At 47.9% G+C, this 19,499-nt stretch carries 14 protein-coding genes; 7 read left to right on the top strand and 7 right to left on the bottom strand.

What is annotated here, in order from left to right; genetic code table 11:
- Window positions 1-27: 27 nt before the first annotated feature.
- From ABD014_RS17185 to ABD014_RS17165, 5 genes are all read right to left on the bottom strand, one after another.
- Complete coding sequence (locus ABD014_RS17185) at window positions 28-2,550, bottom strand: ABC transporter permease (RefSeq protein ID WP_343863070.1); 2,523 nt, start codon at window positions 2,548-2,550, stop codon at window positions 28-30.
- Window positions 2,547-3,242 carry an ABC transporter ATP-binding protein gene (locus tag ABD014_RS17180; RefSeq protein ID WP_343863069.1) on the bottom strand — a complete coding sequence of 232 codons (696 nt, stop codon included), beginning with the start codon at window positions 3,240-3,242 and terminating at the stop codon, window positions 2,547-2,549. The genes ABD014_RS17185 and ABD014_RS17180 overlap by 4 nt, the downstream gene beginning before the upstream one ends.
- Before the next feature lie 122 nt (window positions 3,243-3,364).
- Window positions 3,365-4,402, bottom strand: a complete 1,038-nt coding sequence (locus ABD014_RS17175; RefSeq protein WP_343863068.1) for a sensor histidine kinase — start codon at window positions 4,400-4,402, stop codon at window positions 3,365-3,367.
- Window positions 4,399-5,091, bottom strand: coding sequence for a response regulator transcription factor (locus tag ABD014_RS17170; protein WP_343863067.1), 693 nt, complete (start codon window positions 5,089-5,091; stop codon window positions 4,399-4,401). Before ABD014_RS17170 ends, ABD014_RS17175 begins: the two co-directional genes overlap by 4 nt.
- Before the next feature lie 99 nt (window positions 5,092-5,190).
- Window positions 5,191-6,792, bottom strand: coding sequence for a bifunctional metallophosphatase/5'-nucleotidase (locus ABD014_RS17165; protein WP_343863066.1), 1,602 nt, complete (start codon window positions 6,790-6,792; stop codon window positions 5,191-5,193).
- Between the two features lie 518 nt (window positions 6,793-7,310).
- Between ABD014_RS17165 and ABD014_RS17160 the strand changes: the two genes are divergently transcribed.
- The 7 genes from ABD014_RS17160 to ABD014_RS17130 all read left to right on the top strand — a co-directional run bounded on the left by ABD014_RS17160 (window position 7,311) and on the right by ABD014_RS17130 (window position 14,788).
- Window positions 7,311-8,285, top strand: coding sequence for a phosphate/phosphite/phosphonate ABC transporter substrate-binding protein (locus tag ABD014_RS17160; RefSeq protein WP_343863228.1), 975 nt, complete (start codon window positions 7,311-7,313; stop codon window positions 8,283-8,285).
- 119 nt (window positions 8,286-8,404) lie between these two features.
- Window positions 8,405-9,181, top strand: coding sequence for a phosphonate ABC transporter ATP-binding protein (gene phnC / locus ABD014_RS17155; protein WP_343863065.1), 777 nt, complete (start codon window positions 8,405-8,407; stop codon window positions 9,179-9,181).
- Window positions 9,178-9,978, top strand: a complete 801-nt coding sequence (gene phnE, locus ABD014_RS17150) for a phosphonate ABC transporter, permease protein PhnE (RefSeq protein ID WP_343863064.1) — start codon at window positions 9,178-9,180, stop codon at window positions 9,976-9,978. Before phnC ends, phnE (ABD014_RS17150) begins: the two co-directional genes overlap by 4 nt.
- Window positions 9,975-10,778 carry a phosphonate ABC transporter, permease protein PhnE gene (gene phnE, locus ABD014_RS17145; protein ID WP_343863063.1) on the top strand — a complete coding sequence of 268 codons (804 nt, stop codon included), beginning with the start codon at window positions 9,975-9,977 and terminating at the stop codon, window positions 10,776-10,778. The genes phnE (ABD014_RS17150) and phnE (ABD014_RS17145) overlap by 4 nt, the downstream gene beginning before the upstream one ends.
- A 497-nt stretch (window positions 10,779-11,275) precedes the next feature.
- A complete protein-coding gene (nirB, locus tag ABD014_RS17140; RefSeq protein WP_343863062.1) occupies window positions 11,276-13,678 on the top strand; it encodes a nitrite reductase large subunit NirB in 2,403 nt (800 codons plus the stop codon).
- 13 nt (window positions 13,679-13,691) lie between these two features.
- Window positions 13,692-14,012, top strand: coding sequence for a nitrite reductase small subunit NirD (gene nirD / locus ABD014_RS17135; RefSeq protein WP_343863061.1), 321 nt, complete (start codon window positions 13,692-13,694; stop codon window positions 14,010-14,012).
- Between the two features lie 5 nt (window positions 14,013-14,017).
- Complete coding sequence (locus ABD014_RS17130) at window positions 14,018-14,788, top strand: formate/nitrite transporter family protein (RefSeq protein ID WP_343863059.1); 771 nt, start codon at window positions 14,018-14,020, stop codon at window positions 14,786-14,788.
- A gap of 128 nt (window positions 14,789-14,916) precedes the next feature.
- On the opposite strand, the gene ABD014_RS17125 is transcribed toward ABD014_RS17130, so the two are convergent.
- A complete protein-coding gene (locus tag ABD014_RS17125; RefSeq protein WP_343863058.1) occupies window positions 14,917-15,909 on the bottom strand; it encodes a LacI family DNA-binding transcriptional regulator in 993 nt (330 codons plus the stop codon).
- 123 nt (window positions 15,910-16,032) lie between these two features.
- Entirely contained in the window at window positions 16,033-19,395 is a 3,363-nt protein-coding gene (locus ABD014_RS17120; RefSeq protein WP_343863057.1) for a GH36-type glycosyl hydrolase domain-containing protein, read from the bottom strand.
- Between the last annotated feature and the right edge of the window lie 104 nt (window positions 19,396-19,499).

The raw sequence follows: 19,499 nt of genomic DNA, 5'->3' as shown, positions 1-19,499 counted from the left end.
GTTACGTACAACAGGACTCCCCTTCTACTATTCTGCTTCTCTTAACCTCGCTACTACAGTGTCTTTTGCCAGCACCTTATATGCGATTACTGTAATTACAATAGAGATAACAGCCAGGATCGGGATTGAAGCTGCGATCGGAAATACATCCATATGAAATACAGTGAAGGCAATATTCTCAGTAATGGTCTTGATTAAGCCATACGTTAACAGCATTCCAATGCTCCCCAGAATTACAGCCGTGAACAAGACTACATACAACCCTTCATAGATAAGCATCTTCCTTAGCTGCTTCTTCGACATCCCGATACTTTCCAGAATCGCAAATTCATGTCGTCGGGCAATCATCCCGGTAATCATCGTATTCATGAAATTCATTAACCCGATCAGTCCTATAATGAAGCTAAGTCCGTAACCCACTGTCTGAAAGATCGTAATGAACCCGCTCATCTCCGCCTTATAGTCATCCCGGGATTTCATCAGCAGCCCAGGAACTGAATCTGTGTAGGCACGAATAGCCGACTCCACCTGACCTGACTGATTCTCTTCAACATGCAGTGTAGCCGATAGAATAATACTGTCTGGCTCCACTAGCTTAGACTCCCCTGCGGGGAGAAAGACTCTAAAACCAGCACTGCTAAAATACTTAACCCCGGCTGCATATAGCCCATCTGATTTTAATACAGCCATCACTTCATAATTTCTACCGTCCGCCCCCAATTGGATCTTATCCCCGGGTTGATAGTAACTCCTATCTCCTCCATCCAGTAGCGCTTCTGTAACTAGTACATACTTGCCCGTCTTGAACTTGTCCCGGTTGAACTGACCGGCAGCAATCTCACTCGGATTAAGCACATCGTACCAGCCCTCATCCAGCCCATAGATCTGTAAAGGAATCCGTCCTGATGTCAAGAGCGGTGAATACATCGGCATTTCAGGCTTCTCCGTCTCAGCTAAAGGCTCCAGCAGAGCTCTAATTCCATCGCTGATCGGCAGAGTGTCCTCCTTGAAATACACTTTGTCCAGACGCTCTACCCCGCCCAACTGCTCCAAAGCCTGGCTGACCTCCTCAGTCAAGGCATAGGATTCGTTATCCGTCACCCATCTATTTGCTTCTGTGGCTTCATCCTTCACGACATAATCCCCGGAAATAAAAGCATTCAAATATTTATTCACATTTAAGGAGGAAATCAGCGTGTAAATCATACTGAACAAAATAAGGCCCAAGGATAGGGAAGCCAGCATCAGAAGCAGCTTCTTCTTGCTGCGTAGCAGATTGCCCAAAGCCATTTTATATATTTTAGAGCCATGTCGTGTTCGCTTGAAGTCTCGTTTACTTCCTTCACTAACACCTGCGTATTTGACAGCCTCAACAGGGGAAACCCGCGCTGCCATCCTGCCAGGCTTACTGGCCGAGATCCGCACCGTAAAATAAGAGAATAACGCCGCACCAATGAAGATCCATGGGCTTACTGAATAGGAAATTTCCCTAGGCTCATCCGAGAACGAGGACAACATCGGAATCAAAAGATAACCAAGCCCATACCCAAGAGCAAGACCAAGCGGCAGTGCGACGATGAACAATAAATTGGCCCCAGTCACTATAATCCGCTTGAGCTGCCGTGGTGTCGTTCCAATCGTCTTCAACAACCCGTAGAATTTAATATCCCTCACTACGGAAATATAGAAAATATTATAGATCAGCAAATATCCACTTAGCATGATGACTAAAATCAATGCCACATACGGTAATAGGTTCATCGGATCATTGAACAGAGAAACGCTGGAATATGCCCAATTCACACCTGTAGGAACGTCGAGACCCGTATCCGCCAGTACCTTGTCCACCTTCTCCTGAATATCCCAGGAATTATTGAACATGACGTTCAAGCTGGTCGTGTTCACATAGGTCCCGCTGAGCTTGGTCTGCTTGGGATCAATTTGGGCTACATATCTATCCACAAAATTTTGGGATACGAACGCTAATCCAGCCATCGCGACATGTTGATCTGCCTTATAATAACCGGATAATTTAAAATCCTTACTTAGCTTCTGGCCGTTAATATCGATTTCTAAAGGAACGTCAGCACCAAGCTGGAGCGGAACACCAAGCTTCTCAAGCGCCCATGTATTCATGACTATTCCGTCTTCTTCAACGGGCAACCCGCCCTCGAAGAACTGAACGAAGCTGTGCTTGGCCATAAGATCATCAATCAAATTAACTTCAATCGGAGAAGTCTTAAATACTTCATTGGCCACCCAACCCACGACGAGAGAAGTCCCGTATTCCCTGATCGATGGATGCTGCTTTAGTGTATCAACCTGTACCTTGGTCAAATATTTGAAGCTTCCGTGGTAATCCCCTCCGGCCGTCTTCATCTGTGTCCGTTCCATCGACTTATTTAAACTTAGAGTAATTGTAAAGATCGAGGTAATCATCAGCGTGGTCAACACGATGGCTCCGATAATGATCCAGTTCCTTGATGGACTCGCACGCAAGCTTTTCTTAGCCAACCTAAATATCGTACGCCGATTATTCGTTCCGATCATGATCTCACCCCGGAACCGAGGGTATCCGAGCCCGCTATTCTTCCGTCCTCGATCCGTATGATCCGGTCTGCGGTCTGCGCGATCTCTTCGTTATGCGTGATCATCACGATGGTCTGATTAAACCTATCGCTTAATTGCTTCAAGAGAATCAGCACTTCCTGGCTAGTCTTACTATCCAGATTCCCCGTGGGCTCATCGGCTAGAACGATCGACGGCTTCGTCGCCAGCGCCCGGGCGATCGCTACCCGCTGCTGCTGTCCTCCGGACAAGCTGGAAGGAAGATTATGTGTTTTCTCCTTCAAGCCCAACGTACTGATGATCAAGTCCAGATATTCCTGGTCCACCGACGCCCCATCCAGTTCGATAGGCAGTACAATATTCTCATATACATTCAGGATCGGAATCAAATTATAGCTTTGAAATACAAAGCCAACGGATCTGCGCCTAAATATCGTTAGATTCTCGTCGTTCATGGCGAATATATCGTTGCCATCCACGATGACCTTGCCTTCGGTCGCGCGATCAAGACCGCCAAGCATGTGCAGGAGCGTGCTCTTGCCGCTGCCGCTGGTTCCGACGATCGCTACGAACTCCCCCTTCTCCACGGAGAGTGACACATCATCCAGTGCTTTTACACTAATCTGACCCTTACCGTAGTATTTCTTCAAATGCTCTATCTGCAAGATCGGCATCTCATCATCCCCTAAAAAAATAGTCTGTACATGATCATCCATCGTACAAACTAAATGTAACAAACGATTCTGTCATTCCCGTGACGCAAATATAACAGAAGTGACAGATTCACCGCTATCGATCAGTTGTCTGCAGGCAGGAATATAGAGAATGTCGTACCTTGCTCCAGCTTTGAAGTTACCTTGATATATCCGCCCTGTGCGTGTATTATCTCCCGAGTCAGAAACAGTCCGATGCCCACGCCTTCAAATCCCGCGGTTCTCTGGCAGCGGTAGAAACGTTTGAATATATGAGTCAGTTCGCTCTCCTCGATCCCCATACCCGAATCAGCAATATCGACCCGTACAAATAGCTCATAGGCTGCAACTGAGATCCGAACCCTACCGCCAGGCTCGCAATATTTCACAGCATTGTCGAGAATATTGAACAGCGCCTCTCCCGTCCACTTCTGATCATGGTACGCATATATAGAAGAGGCGCAGTCTATCGTCACGTCGATCCCCTTCTGTTCCGCCTGTTTATAAGCTTGCGACATCGCTTCCGTAATCGTCCCGATCACGGGCGAGTAGCCAGGATGTATTGTTATGATCCCCGTCTCTAATCTGGACATCTTGATCAAAGATTGAACCAGCCAGTCTAATTTATTGGCCTGAATACCGATCTGCTCCACCCACTGCTGCGTCTCCCCTTCGAATCCAGATTGCTCCGCGAGTAACTGACTATAGAGCGTGATATTGGATAACGGGGTCTTCGTCTGGTGTGAAATATCAGAGATGAGCTGTTGGATCGTATTCTTCTCCGCCTCCATCTTCTGCTCATGAGCAAATGAGAGATCAATATAGCGAATCAGCTTGTTCTCTAGCGATGATATACTAGTCTCACTGTAGCCTGTTACCCGCCCTTTTCCACGGATCGCCCCTTCAATAACCTCGTCCAATGTGTTGACGATACCGGCAAGCTTGCTTCGCAATCCCCAAATTAACAGTACACAAAGCACGGCGAAGATACAGATGAATAAAATAGACAGCCAAATTACACGCCCCATTAAACCTGTCATGTACATCATACATCCTGCATACCCCAATATAAGCAATCCAGCCGCTGCCGAAAAACTATAATAGAGTCTGGTAAAATGCCCGGCATTTCCGCCTCTGTTCATCTTGAGCCCCCGCCTTCTGCGGCCCACACATAACCCAAGCCGTAGACCGTCTTAATATACTCTGGAGCTGAGGGCTCATCCTCCAACTTAGCTCGAAGCCGTTTGATCGTAACCGTCAGGGCATTCTCATCAACGAACTCTGCTTCGCCAGACCATACCTGATCCATAAGCTGTTCACGGGTAAGAATCTGACCGGGATGATGGACCAGTGTTCGGAGCAGCTTGCACTCCGTCCTGCTTAGTGCAAGAGCCTGCCCCCGTCTATAAAACTCTAATCCCTGAAAATCAAGCTCCAAGTCGCCATAGATCAGCTTCTCACGCCCCTGGGGTTCCAGCCTTCTTAATACAGCCATGACCCGAGCGCGCAGAACCATCAGGCTGAACGGCTTCGTAATATAATCATCTGCACCAAGCTCTAGCCCAGTTACGATGTCGATCTCCAAATCATTCGCTGTCAGAAAAATAATCGGTATGCGAGATTCCCGGCGTATCCGCTCACATAGATCCAGCCCGCTCCCATCCGGAAGATTGATGTCTAGCAATACGAGATCTACTTTTTCTGTCTTCAGCAGCATCTCCGCACCAGCAACATCATAAACTTGCCTAATAGTCACGCCATCCTGGGCTAGCGTCAGTGCAATCCCTTTATTCAAACTCCTGTCATCTTCAACCACAAGTATCGTTGTCATATCAGAGCTCCCGTACAATGAATTTGTTAATTCTATTCTACAATACCCTTGCTCTGAACAGGCAATACTTGTATGAAAATGAAGCGTTCCTGCTGCTCCTTACGCTTTTGCTCCTTGCTGGATACTAACTCTCCAATTGTAGTTGCAGCTTGCCTGAATGACCTGATGCTTCGTAATATAATCGCTCACCAGATCAGCCATATCGATCGTAATCTCCTTGACGACTGGTTTCCCCTGATACATTTTGTAATCTCCTCCTCCGCCGGCGCGATAGCTGTTCATAACGACATTAACCTCCGCTTCATCAGCTAGCTCTGCGCCGTTGTAGTTCAGCTTGACTACCCGCTCTCCTGACGGACGGGAAATATCCAGCTCGTATTCAATGCCCTCCCACATATCATAGTTGTAATGTTGGGCCTTCGGCTCCAAGAAGGACGGGTTAATCATTAGTTCTCCGTCAGAGCCAAGCTGCCAATAGATAGCAGTCTGCTCCAGCGCTGCGCGGATATCTTTACCGGTTAGCTTCAAGACGGTAAGTGTATTGGGATATATGAAATTAGCCAGCACGTCCCGACGCGTAATTACACCCTGGAAACCGAGTGATTGCTCGTTAAGCAGCGCGGTATTGGATGCATCAGCACCACTGATCTCCATCTGAACCCGGTTGACGAATTCGATAAAAGGATGATCCTCCAGACGGCAATCGAGTGAGCTTAATACGCTCATATCGCCATCTACGGTTCCGATCGGTTCATCCAACCAAGTTTGTGTCTCTTGCTCAAGCTGTCGGCATAAATTGAGCACTTCCTGATCTGGCTCTACCGACTCATCCGGTACAAGCAGATCTGCCCGCCGGTCTATAATCTCCCAGTCCCCGCTCTCCCCTCTGCGGAAGTTGACGTTGATTCTTCCTAGCGCCTGGCCGAGACAAGATGGCTGTACAATCGTTACCCCGTTCACTTCTCCGGTAAGACTGCGGTGTTGATGGCCCGTAATGAGAATATCGATCCCCTCCACCTCGGCGCACATCGCATAAGCCTGATTCTCTCCGGTCAGACGTTCCACCGGCTCGCCGGTCCACAGGTCGCGTTCAAATCCCCCATGATAAGCTACAATCAATAGATCCGGTCGTTCCTCTCTACGAATCATAGGTACCCAGAAGCGAACCGTCTCCAACGCATCAGCGAATTCCAATCCCGCGATATGCTGAGGGTTCTCCCAATGCGGAATATAATGCGTTGTCACCCCCAATACGGCAAGCTTTAATCCGTTCTCCAGAACCTTCGTTATATACGGTTGCCCAAACGCAGGCTTGCCTGCTCCCTTCACCGTTATCCCTGCAGAAAGCCATGGAAATTGAGAATCCTCAACTACCTGGCACAAAGTGCTTAATCCGTAATTAAATTCATGATTTCCCGGAACTGCAGCATCATAACCCAGCTGGTTAAGCACCTCGATCATCGGGTGGATCCCTTGCTTATTTTTCACAAAATATGTCGACAGAGGTGTCCCTTGAATAAGGTCCCCATTATCAAGCAGCAGCAGGTCTGGCTCAACCTGCCTCTCTCTTCCGATCAATGTCGCCAGTTTAGCCAATCCCAATTGGCATTCGCCAGTGGAAAGGTAATCTGTCGGATAAATATGTCCATGAATATCGCTGGATACTAGAATCTCACATGTTGCCTCTTGTCGGTGTTCCATCCTCTATAGCACTCCCTTTTAGTGTTTTCTTGATTCTATCAAGCAAAATGCAGATTTATATTAAATTCGGTTAAATACATGTTCAAAAAGGCCGGTTTTCAGCACCGGAGCTTATGCTTTCGATGTGCATTTTTCCAAAATGCTTCAGTTGGATGAAGCTAGGGACTGAGAAGCGCAGCTTACGTAGTGGGTACGTGAGCATCGGAAGGCCCGGGTGAATTCAAGATTCGATGCCGATTTGGCCTCTTGAACTACTTCGTGTTAGATATAGAATTTATAAGTTATCAGCCAAGCTGATGAAATTCTATATCGCAAGAAAACCTACCTTTGAATCGCGGTCGCTCAACCTTGAATTGGCCTCGATCCGGTTTTCTTATCAAAAGTGGATTTTATGAACTTCCTTTAATTTACAAACATTTATCATTCTACTGAAGATCCGTTAATAAATGAGCATTATATTTAAGCCAGTAACAAAAAAATAGATTCTATGGAGGTCATCTCGCTTGAAAAAATTAGCTATGCTTGCTCTTCCTTTATTCTTATCCATCGCCGTCCTTGGGGGCTGCGGACAGAACTCCGCCTCCGTTAACAATACGGATGGCAAAGCTGCAGCTAACTCCAGTCAGACCAATCAGACCACTCAGACCGAAGAGAAGAAAGATACAGGTTATGTTCCAACTACATTGACTGTCCAATTCGTACCTTCCCAAAATGCAGACACATTGGAAGCAAAGGCGAAGCCGCTTGAGAAGCTGCTCTCCGACAAAATTGGCATTCCTGTCAAAGTCAGCGTATCTACTGACTACAATACAATTATCGAAGCTATGGCTTCCAAGAAAGTTGACGTAGGCTTCCTGCCTCCGACCGCTTATGTATTGGCCAAAGAGAAAGGTGCAGCAGAGGTTATTCTGCAAGCTCAACGTTTCGGTGTGCAAGATGACACAGGTGCTCCAACGACAGATCTGGTTGATTTCTACAAATCGATGATTATCGTGAAGAAGGATTCTAGCATTCAATCCGTTGCCGATCTGAAGGGCAAGAAGATTGCTTATCAAAATGTAACCTCCTCCGCTGGATTCGTATGGCCTGCCGCTAAATTGATGGACGCAGGACTTGACCCACTGAAGGACGTAGAAGCCATTACCGTTAAAGGTCATGACCAGGGCGTACTTGCTGTACTGAACGGCGATGTGGATGCAGCCGCAATCTTCCAAGATGCGCGTAACACAGTGAAAAAAGACTATCCTTCCGTATTTGAAGATACTCGTGTCCTTGCTTTTACAGAGCCTATTCCTAACGATACGATCAGTGTCCGTTCGGATATGAGCCCTGAATGGATTGAGAAGCTGCAAAATGCCTTTATTGAACTTGGCAAAGACGAAGAAGGCCATAAGATTATTTCCGAGATTTACACCCATGAAGGGTATGTAAAATCCGATGATAGCCGTTTCGATATCGTTCGCGAATATGGGGAAAAGGTAAAAACGGAATAGTCCCTAGTCTCTAGCATTCATACAATCACCCTCTCGCAACACCGCCAGCCGGAGTGCTTCCGCACTGCAGCTGGCCTCTTCTATTTCACGATTATTTATTAAAAAAGGGGAATCGCCGAGTGATTGAATTACGCAATGTAACCAAAACATACCCCAATGGCACCAAGGGTCTAAATCAGATCAACCTGACGGTCGAAAAAGGGGAATTTATCGCCATTGTCGGCTTATCCGGCGCGGGCAAATCCACACTGCTGCGTTCTATCAACCGATTGCATGATATTACAAATGGCGAAATTCTCATTGATGGGAAATCGATCACCACAGCGAAAGGCAAAGAACTGCGAATGATTCGCCGCGATATCGGCATGATCTTCCAAAGCTTCAACCTAGTTAAACGTACGACTGTACTGCGCAATGTATTAGCCGGACGGGTAGGCCACCATTCTGTTCTCCGCACCCTGTTGGGCTTATTCCCGAAGGAAGATATCGATCTCGCCTTCGAAGCGCTCGACCGCGTCAACATCGTTCAGAAAGCTTATGTACGCGCCGACGAATTGTCCGGAGGTCAGCAGCAGCGCGTTGCTATTGCCCGCGTTCTTTCCCAGAAGGCTAAGATTATTCTCGCTGATGAACCTGTCGCTTCACTGGACCCCCTTACGACAAAGCAAGTCATGGACGATCTGAAGCGCATTAATATGGATCTCGACATTACGACAATTGTTAATCTGCATTCCATCGACCTGGCCCGTCAGTATGCAACGCGGATTATCGGTCTACAAGGAGGCGAGGTCGTCTTTGATGGTCCAGTATCTGAAGCGACAGATGAGCGATTCGCCGAGATTTACGGCCGCCCATTTCATGAGGAAAATCATTTATTGGAGGAAGCGGTCGTATGAAGGCGCAGACAGAATTAACAGGGCTGCTTCGTCCTAAGGCGCCGAGGAAGATCAAGCATTACTTCACGATGGCCATTGTAATTCTTCTGCTATGGGGGAGTGCTGTCCAGACTGAGGCCACCTTCGGAGAGCTGGTTCAGGGTCTCCCGAATATGCTCGATCTATTGAAAGAAATGTTCCCACCCAAATGGGGCTATCTAAACAAAATATGGTCCGCTATGCTGGAGACGATCCGCATGGCGCTTCTTGGCACTACGTTCGGCGCGATCATGGCCGTTCCTATTGCGCTGCTGAGCGCCTCCAATATCGCTAGGCATAAATGGATCTACTATCCCGTTCGCTTCATCCTGAACTTGATTCGTACCGTTCCCGATCTATTGCTCGCCGCTCTTTTTGTAGCCATATTCGGATTGGGCGCTCTGCCTGGTATATTCGCTCTCGCGTTCTTCTCACTAGGAGTGATCGCCAAGCTGACTTATGAAGCCCTGGAGACGATCGATCCCGGACCGCTGGAAGCAATGACGGCTGCTGGAGCACATCCACTGCAGATCATCAATTATGGTGTCGTTCCGCAGATCAGGCCCCACTTCATCTCGTTCCTGCTCTACACCTTCGAGATCAATGTCCGTGCAGCGGCCGTGCTTGGCTTGGTTGGCGCTGGCGGTATCGGCCATTATTATGAAGTTACGTTAGGATTCCTGGAGTACGACAAGACCTGCATGATCATTATCGTCACTCTGGCTGTCGTACTGGCCATCGATTATATTAGCTCTAAGCTGCGGGAGAAATTGTTATGACAAGATCATGGAATGAAATCGTACCCAAGCCTAAGAAGAATCGTTATCGTCTGCTGATTTATATCGCGCTCATTCTCGTCTATGTCTGGGCTTTTGCCGGCATCCCTTATTCCGGTATCAAGGAGACTGCCGGACAGGTGAGCAAGTCGATCCTGGCTGGACTATTCGCACCGGATTGGGGCTATGTCTACTTGCCGGATGGAGAGGATCTGCTGCGAGGTCTATTGGACACGCTGGCGATCTCTATTCTTGGCACTTTCATATCAACGATCATCTGTATCCCGTTCGCCTTCTGGTCGGCGGTTAATATGAGCCGTGGCAAGGTTATATCTGGTTCAGGTAAGATATTCCTCAGCTTGATCCGTACTTTTCCGGAAGTGGTTATGGCGATCCTGTTCATCAAAGCGGTGGGCCCTGGATCATTCGCGGGAGTTCTGGCGTTAGGCCTGCATTCCGTAGGGATGCTTGGTAAATTGTTCGCCGATGAAGTTGAGAATATCGACAACGGCCCGCTGGAGGCGCTTATGGCAGTGGGAGCAAGCCGTTTGCAAATTCTATGGTTCGCGGTCATCCCGCAGGTCCTGCCTGGATTTCTATCCTATACGCTGTACCGCTTCGAGCTTAATCTTCGCTCCGCAACGATTCTTGGCATTATTGGCGCCGGAGGCATCGGCACACCATTGATCTTTGCCCTGAGCACGCGGAACTGGGATCGTGTAGGCATCATCCTGCTAGGTATTATCGTCATGATTACAACCATCGACCTGATCTCTGGAACGATCCGTAAGAAGCTGGTCTGATAGAAGTTATTCAAAAAGTCCGCTTTTGATAAGAAAACCGGATCGGCCAATTCAAGGTTGAGCGACCGCGATTCAAAAGTAGGTTTTCTTGCGATATAGAATTTCATCAGCTTGGCTGATAACTTATAAATTCTATATTTAACACGAAGTAAATCAAGTAGCTATTCGACATCGAATCTTGAATTCAGCCGGGCCCTCCGGTGCTCACGTACCAACTACGTACGTTGCGCTCCTCGCGCCCTAGCTTCATCCCACCTTCCCGGTGCTGAACACCAGCCTTTTTGAACACGCACTAATGATTTTGTTAAGAATAAATTTTAGGATAATAACGCTATCAGTCTTACTCCTTAACACAAGGGTAAGGCTGTTTGGCTATTGATAATATTAGAAAAAAATCCATAGAAAAAGTGACCACAATCACTCTTCACTATTCGAATAATAGGTAACATAATCTAAAAGTATGTGATTACATTCACAAGGATATTGGAGGAGTACGGATGAAAAGTCATTTGGTGATGATCGGGAATGGTATGGCAGGTGCGCGCTGCATTGAGGAAATTATAAAGAGAAATCCTGATTTGTATGACATCACTATGATTGGGAATGAGCCTTACCCTAACTACAATAGGATCGCGCTCTCCAACGTACTGCAAGGCAAGACAACCTTTAATGAAATAAACATTAATGACTGGGATTGGTACGAAGCAAATCAAATTCGTCTGATCTCTAACGAGCATGTTACGCAAATTCGCCGTGAAGAACAACAGGTTATAACAGATAAAGGAACGACTGTTTCGTACGACAAGCTCATTATTGCCACCGGTTCAAGCGCCTTTATTCTACCTGTTCCAGGCCATGACTTGGAAGGCGTTGTCGGTTTCCGAACTATAGATGATACGCAGGCAATGATGGATGCTGCGAGACAGTATAAAAAAGCCGTCGTCATTGGCGGAGGCCTGCTTGGATTAGAAGCTGCTCGCGGATTGCTGGATCGAGGCATGGAGGTTCATGTGGTTCATCTACTGGCTGATCTGATGGAAGTTCAGCTTGATCATGCGGCGGCAGCCTTATTGAAGCGCGATCTTGAGAAGCAAGGCATGAAGTTCCTGATGGAGAAAAAGACGACAGAGATTTATGGCGATGGGCGTGTGCAAGGCATACGATTCGAAGACGGAACAAGTGTTGAATGCGACCTTGTCGTAATGGCTGTAGGAATACGTCCGAATGCGGCAATTGCAAGAGATTCTGGCCTGGAAGTAAATCGCGCTATTTGTGTTAACGATGTTCTGCAGACTTCAGATCCAGCTATTTATGCGGTAGGAGAATGCGCTGAGCATCGAGGGATTGCCTACGGTTTAGTTGCCCCCTTGTATGAGCAAGCTATTGTGCTGGCTGACTATTTGACCGGTAATCCTACACCAGGCTATCAAGGAAGTATCTTGTCTACACAGCTGAAGGTTGCAGGCTGCGACCTGTTCTCTGGAGGCGAGATCCACCCATGTGAAAATACGAAGGCGATCGTCGTGCAAGACGAATGCTTAGGTACTTATAAAAAAGTGCTCGTTCGCGACAACAAGGTCGTCGGCGTAGTGCTCTACGGTGATGCTTCAGACGGAACCCGATTGTTCAACATGCTGAAGAAGCAATCCGATATCTCGGAGTTTACAAATGCTTCAGTGCTCCATAAGGCAGGAGAAGAGAGCGGTCTGGATGTTGCCGCCATGAGCGCCGACGAGACGGTATGCGGTTGTAATGGGGTAACCAAAGGGACGATCGTAGGGGCGATCCTCGAGCATGGGCTGACAACGTTTAACGAAGTGAAGACGATCACCAAGGCAGGCGGTTCTTGTGGCAAATGCCGCGGCATGGTTGAAGCGATCCTTGCCCATACATTAGGTGATAAGTTTGACGCCTCTGCTGAAGTAAGCGGAATGTGCGGGTGCACTTCGTTATCAAGAGATGAAGTCGTTGCTGCTATAAAAGAAAAGGGCCTGCATACTCCTAAAGAGGTTCGCAATGTGCTCGGCTTCAAGCATGAAGAGGGTTGCTCCAAATGCCGTCCTGCATTGAACTATTACCTGCGTATGATTCGTCCTGACGAATATGAGGATGACAAGGCCTCGCGCTTCGTTAATGAACGGATGGAAGGCAATATTCAGAAGGATGGTACCTTCTCCATCATTCCTCGGATGTACGGCGGGACAACCTCGCCAGACGACCTGATTCGGATCGGAGAAGTCGCCAAGAAATACAATGTCCCTCTCGTCAAAATCACGGGAGCTAGCCGGGTTGGGCTCTATGGAGTAAAGAAAGAGGATGTGCCGAAAATATGGGCCGATCTCGAGATGCGTTCAGGCTATGCTTACTCCAAATCACTTCGCAATGTGAAGTCTTGTGTTGGCTCTAGGTTCTGCCGCTTCGGTACCCAGGATTCGCTCGGACTTGGCATTCGCCTGGAGCAAGAAATTGAAATGGTAGACACGCCTCACAAAATGAAAATGGGCGTATCGGGCTGCCCACGCAACTGCGCGGAGGTGCTGACCAAAGACTTTGGCGTTGTCTGTGTAGAGAATGGCTATCAGCTCTATATCGGAGGCAATGGCGGAACGGAAGTGCGCCAATGCGACAGCCTTACTACGGTTACGACAGAGGATGAGGTGCTCTTCATGGCGAAGGCCTACGTGCAAATGTATCGTGAGACAGGGATTTATGGGGAGCGTACAGCAGCATGGGTAGAGCGTATCGGTGTGGATACCGTTCGCAGGGCGCTTGCCGATCAAGAACAGGTCGCCTCGCTTGCGGCAAGATTCGAGCATGCACGGGATACGTATGCTGAGGCCTGGGGCGAAGCTTTGATAGACGATCAGCGTAAGCAACTCTATACAATTGAGAAGCGATAAGGAGGAGAACACAGTGTGCATGACGACAGATAAGGTGAAAGTAATGAAACTTGAGGATTTACCCTTACAGATTGGTAAGGAGGTGCAGTTGAACGGCCAGTCTATCGCGGTCTTTCGTTTGTCAAATGGAGATGTTCGTGCCGTAAGCAATCGCTGTCCTCATAAGAATGGGCCACTCGCTGAAGGAATAGTCTCGGGGGAATTTGTCTTCTGTCCGCTTCACGATTGGAAAATTTCCCTTGTGACTGGAGAAGTACAAAAGCCAGATGACGGCTGTATACAAACCTACGAGACTGAGATCATCGATGGATTTGTTTATATAGGAGGGGTATAAGTCAGGTGAATGATATCATTCAGCAGATCAACCAGGCCGGGCTTGGCAAAGTCAACCTGCTTAAACAGAGCAAAGGCAAATATTTGGTCTCTTCCATGCTTGCTGGATTGTTCGTTGGTCTTGGCATTATCCTTATTTTTACGATAGGCGGTCTATTAACCCCTGCTCAAGTTCCAAGTACGAAGATCATTATGGGCGTCTCTTTTGGAATCGCCTTAAGTCTTGTCATCATGGCCGGAAGTGAACTGTTTACGGGGAACAACTTTGTGATGGCGGTAAGTACACTTGAAAGAAAGACATCATGGCTCGAGACTTTGAAAATATGGCTTTATAGCTACGTTGGCAATTTCGCAGGCTCATTTCTGGTTGCCGCCATCTTTGTCCTGACAGGACTTGCGACTGGCGGTGTTGCCGAATTTATTAATTCGGTGGCAAGCGTGAAGATGAATGCACCTTTTATGGAGCTGTTCATGCGAGGGATTCTATGTAATATTCTCGTATGTCTAGCGGTATGGTGCTCCATGAAAATGAAGGAAGAAACCGCGAAGCTGATTATGATCTTCTGGTGCTTGTTCGCGTTCATCACCTCTGGCTTTGAGCATAGTGTTGCGAATATGACGCTCCTATCCATCTCGCTGCTGGTTCCCCATCCGGAAACTGTAACACTGGCAGGTCTTGTCGCGAACTTGATTCCGGTATCTCTGGGCAACATGGTAGGAGGCATCCTGTTTGTAGGGGTACCCTATTGGTATATTGGCAAGGCTAAGCGGGTTTAAAGTAAATTTACGATTAGAACGCGGTCAGCAAGCTGTGACCATCAATGAAGCTTAGCCAAAGTCTCCCAACATACAAAATGACCCGAACGAAAGCACTTGTCATAAGTGTCTTAGGCTCGGGTCATTATTTAATTCGTATGCAGTTTACTCCGCTTCGGTCCCCGACCAACGGAAGCACCGTGCACTAGCGTTACATAAATCCGTTCATGTTCTACAGCCTCTCCAGAAATGATCTTGATGAGCTGCTCGGCAGCGAGTGCCCCCCATTTACGCTTGGAGTAATCAATCGTAGCTAATCGCGGCTGCATATACCGGCTGAGCTCGATATTATCAAAGCCAATTAAGTGTACATGCTCGCCAATGATGAAATCCGTATCCGCCAGACGGTTGCACAGACCGATAGCCATCTCATCATTCAGGCAGAAGACAGCAACCGGCTCTGTATACTCCTGAATAATCCGTTCGGCAGCCCTCTCGCCTCCGCTCTTCTTGAAATCTCCGGGCAGGTCAATCCATTCCACATCATCAGCCCGACTCGCGACCAGATTAACTGCCTTCATCCGTTGAATCGAGTCGAACGAATCGTCTGGGCCGGTTACGACATAAATCTTCTTATGCCCCTGTTCAACGAGGTATTCCGTGGCCAAGGTGGCCCCCGCTTTATTATCAAGCAGCACCTGATTAATGTTCGGATGCTCCAGCTCCCGGTCCAATACGACGATCTTATGGTTGCGCTGTGCATGCTTGAGCAGTTCTTCGCTAGAGAAGGTATGATCAAGAATGACTGCACCGTCAATCATCCGTTCTGGAAGCATACGGTGAGATTGTTCACCACTGCATACGATCAGGTCATAGCCCTGCGAATTGCATATCTCCTTCATCCCATCAAGCAACTCTCCGTACACATCCCCCTTGAAATCGGTAAGGAACACGCCGAGGATCCTCGACTCCTTCTTCTTCAACGTTCTTGCCGCTGCATTGGGGATATAATTCAACTCATTGGCGATATGAAGAATTCTAGACCGTGTCTCATCCGTCACTTTGCTGCTGCCATTAAGGGCATAGGATACTGTCGAGATCGAGACGCCAGCCCTTTTGGCAATATCTTTAATGCTTGTCAATTTACCCTCGCTCCTTCATCTTCTCAACCAAAGACATAAGGCTGAACTAATGGTCGTATGAGTGAAGCCAAGTTCAACTCCTATAGTTATGGAAAAGGGCGATCTATACAGATCGCCATAAATTTACATAAAAATATCAATGACATGATCCTCTGGATTCATCGCCTGTTCGAAGACGGATTGGGATAGCCGTATTCCACCTTGGCGATAAGGATTCGTCAGTCTCTCAGTATCTATTTGATTTCCGTTCAAGGCCACTGCGTTCACCGGTCCGCCTGTTATATGATAGATGAAAGTAATCTTCATTCCAGCATATTGGAAATCGAAGTGCAATCCATCCAATTCGGTTGGCAATACCGGATCAATCACGAGATCGCCCTGTTCCTGGCGAATTCCAAGCGCATTGGAGATCAGCTGATTCATATAGATCCCTGGGCCGCTGGAGTAGATCCTCCACCCACCCTTGACTTGAACCTCGCCGCTGCGCAGCTGTTCGAAGCCCGTCTGAGCATCATATCTCGTATTGAACTTCCCGTCCGAGCTGCTGAAGTAGGCATTGCTCTGACGGATCTCCGCATTTGGAACCACATCCTGGATGCCTACAGGATTAATAGCCTGCAAACCATGCCATACGTCTTCCGCATGTCCCAGCTTGGCCATTGCTTCTATGAAGCGGATATGAGCATGGACATATTGAAGTCCAACCTCGCGACCGAAGTTAGCAGCTTGCTCCGCCCGTTTGAAATGCGTGCTGACTCCACCGGCATACTGAGCTGGACGATTCATCAAGCGCACACCATCCGGGAAGAACAGCTTCTCCTTAATGAGCTCATAGTGCGATGCCGCACGTTGCGGATCAAGCAGTTCGGCAATCATACTCCGAGTCATTGGAAGCAGACGATACTGAATGCCTGTCTCCGTATCCGAAGGATGCAGCATCAGCTTCGCTGATTCGGGATTCTCCAAGTAGAGGAAGCCCGGGATCACGTCCGTCTGCAGCATATAGTGATAGTAATCTTGTCTGATCCGGTCAGTCATCTCCGCAAGCTCAGCAGCCAATTCTGGTTGAACGGAAGTCAATGCCTTAGACAATTGATTCATAGATTGGTAAGTCAGAGCAACGGTCCAACTGCTAACCATATACTTCTTCAACTGTGCATTTGCTGGCTGTAGTGTATCATCCCAATCCCCGTCCCCATATGAGGATAGATACGTATCATGCAGGAAGTGGCTGCGGATATAACCAATCTCTCGATTCATATGATCCAGGATCGTATAGGCTTGATCTGTAAAGCGGAAGCTTCCCTTCACTGTATATGGAACAGACTCTTCCAGAATGCCATAGTCCTGTGTAGCCGCTAAATAATCACTAAGCACCTTCAACGGCCAGACAATAATATCGCCGTGGCTCTCCTCCTGCTGTATCTGGGCATAGCGGTCAAACATGAACCACTGCGGCCAGTTCCCGTCATCTTCAAATTGATGGCTGTATACCGTCAGCAGAATATCCCGCACCTGTTCAAACTTCTGAGTGGCCATAAAATATTCCGTCGGACCTTGGCATACATCGCGTGTTCCCCAGGCTGCGCCTCCGTATTGCTCCAATCCATGAGGTACTGAATAGTGCACCAACATATTGTGCGTATACCACCAGGACAGTGCATTGAATTTGAACAAATCATCTCGTTCCTGGCCGTCCGCATCTCTAAGACGGAACCCGTTCATGACATTATTCAGAAAGCTGCGGTAGGCTTCGATCTCTGTATTGGCATTCGATATCGCGTCTATAGCGATCTCTTCACCCTCAAGCAACCCTTGCATCGTAAGGCTCCACTCACTTGTAGATGCCAGCTTCATATTCACCAGTGATGCTGAGCCTGAAGGAATCCCATCCATCAGCATAGTCTCATCGCCAATTTCGACGTCCGTTCCATGCACCTGCATCCGGTATTTCAGGTTCGGATAAGCCTGGGCGCGAATCTCATCCTGGCCGCCATAGAACGTCAGGACACCCTGTTCCTCCGTCATACGGACCGAAGCCCCATATTCATTAACATCCATCGTAATTTGGTTGGTCACCAGGAACTTGTACTTCTTACCGTTCTTCGACTTCACATGCAAGCGAACGACTGGCAATTCCGCGGCACTATAATTCGTGATCACAAGAACATCATCGGATAGCTTATAATGCCAACGTACATAATTGAAGCCAATCTCGAACATCGATGGCATCGTCAACAGCCGATACTCGCCCCCGAGCTCTACGTAGATCCGCTGTCCGGCTACCTTCGGCACGTTAAGCGCGTTGCGGGCGTTGCTCATCATTTTATTGAAGTTCGTATTGCCAACAACAAGATGAGAATTGAAAATACCGTACATATATGAGGTTGTCGTAACAACTTTAGCTCCCAGTTCTACATTGCTGCCGCTCATCAGAATATGTCCATGCGGGCGTTCGACGAGCAGTTCTTTCTCCTTCAGAATCACATGCTCATAAGCTTCGGTGAAGAAAGCGAGCAGCTTCCCATCTTTGCGCTCTTCTTGATGTCTCAATGGCCCAGGGAACAAGGCATCTACTTCTTCTTCCGTCATAGCAAGAGCCTGGACTGGTTGACCGAATTCCGGCTTGAAACGCATAGGCTGTATACGTCTTAGTTCGCCACTTCCCACTTCCGAATTGTAATCCTGCCATGCCTTAACAATCTCTTCTCTATATTCCAACTCCGTCACAGCGGCCGAATGATCTACTTTGGAGAGACCATAGAACACAAAGCGCGCTTCGCCATCTAGCGAGACCATCTCCGACTGGAGCGCTGTATATGCGAATTCATATTGATAAATCTCATTAGCCAATTTGGGTTCGCTCAAGCAGGATGGTAGATTGGTCTCTTTATAAGAGAGCCCGAAGAATTGAAATCCATCCGTAGAGAACCCCGCTGCACGGGTTAGCGAGCCCTGCTGTAAATATGGGAAGCCTCCGCTTTGCGGCATATTTTGCCTGGAGCAGACGACATAGCCATAGTCCTTATCTTCGAATACGGAATGATCTATATATTGCGATAAATATGCTTCATTACTACGTACAGCTCCGATATCAGCATTTCCGATATCCTGCCCATAAATCACATCTACAGTGACGCCCTTGCCTTGAACCGTTACATCCCAGAACCAGATGCCCTGAGCCGACAATGCGAAGATTACACGGTATTCTACCCCTGCGGCAATTCCTTCCCACACAATACGATCCCTGCCGACGCTTACTGTACTTCCCGATTGAATGCCCAGCAACGGGTAAAAGGAAATACCTGATTCGCTATGAATGCGCAAGTATATATTGTTCAGGGATCCTTCCACAGGGCTAGTCATAAGCTGATTGATCATGGTTGAACCACTAACAGCCTGATGCAAATCTCCGCTCTCCCAAAAAGTAAAGCTCAGATCTCCGGCCTGAATGCTATATTTCGAATCTGTAATGGTGGCTGCCATATCTCTCTATTCCTCCTATCCTTCATGAAAAGAAACCCGGCTGCATCCTATCCTGCATGCCGGGTTCCATCGACTCGGACTGCGGACATTCGCCTCAGTCTGAA

The sequence above is a fragment of the Paenibacillus motobuensis genome, assembly GCF_039521865.1.
Classification (GTDB): domain Bacteria; phylum Bacillota; class Bacilli; order Paenibacillales; family Paenibacillaceae; genus Fontibacillus; species Fontibacillus motobuensis.
Note: the sequence above shows the minus strand (reverse complement) of the source record. Positions and strands in the feature narration are given on the sequence as shown.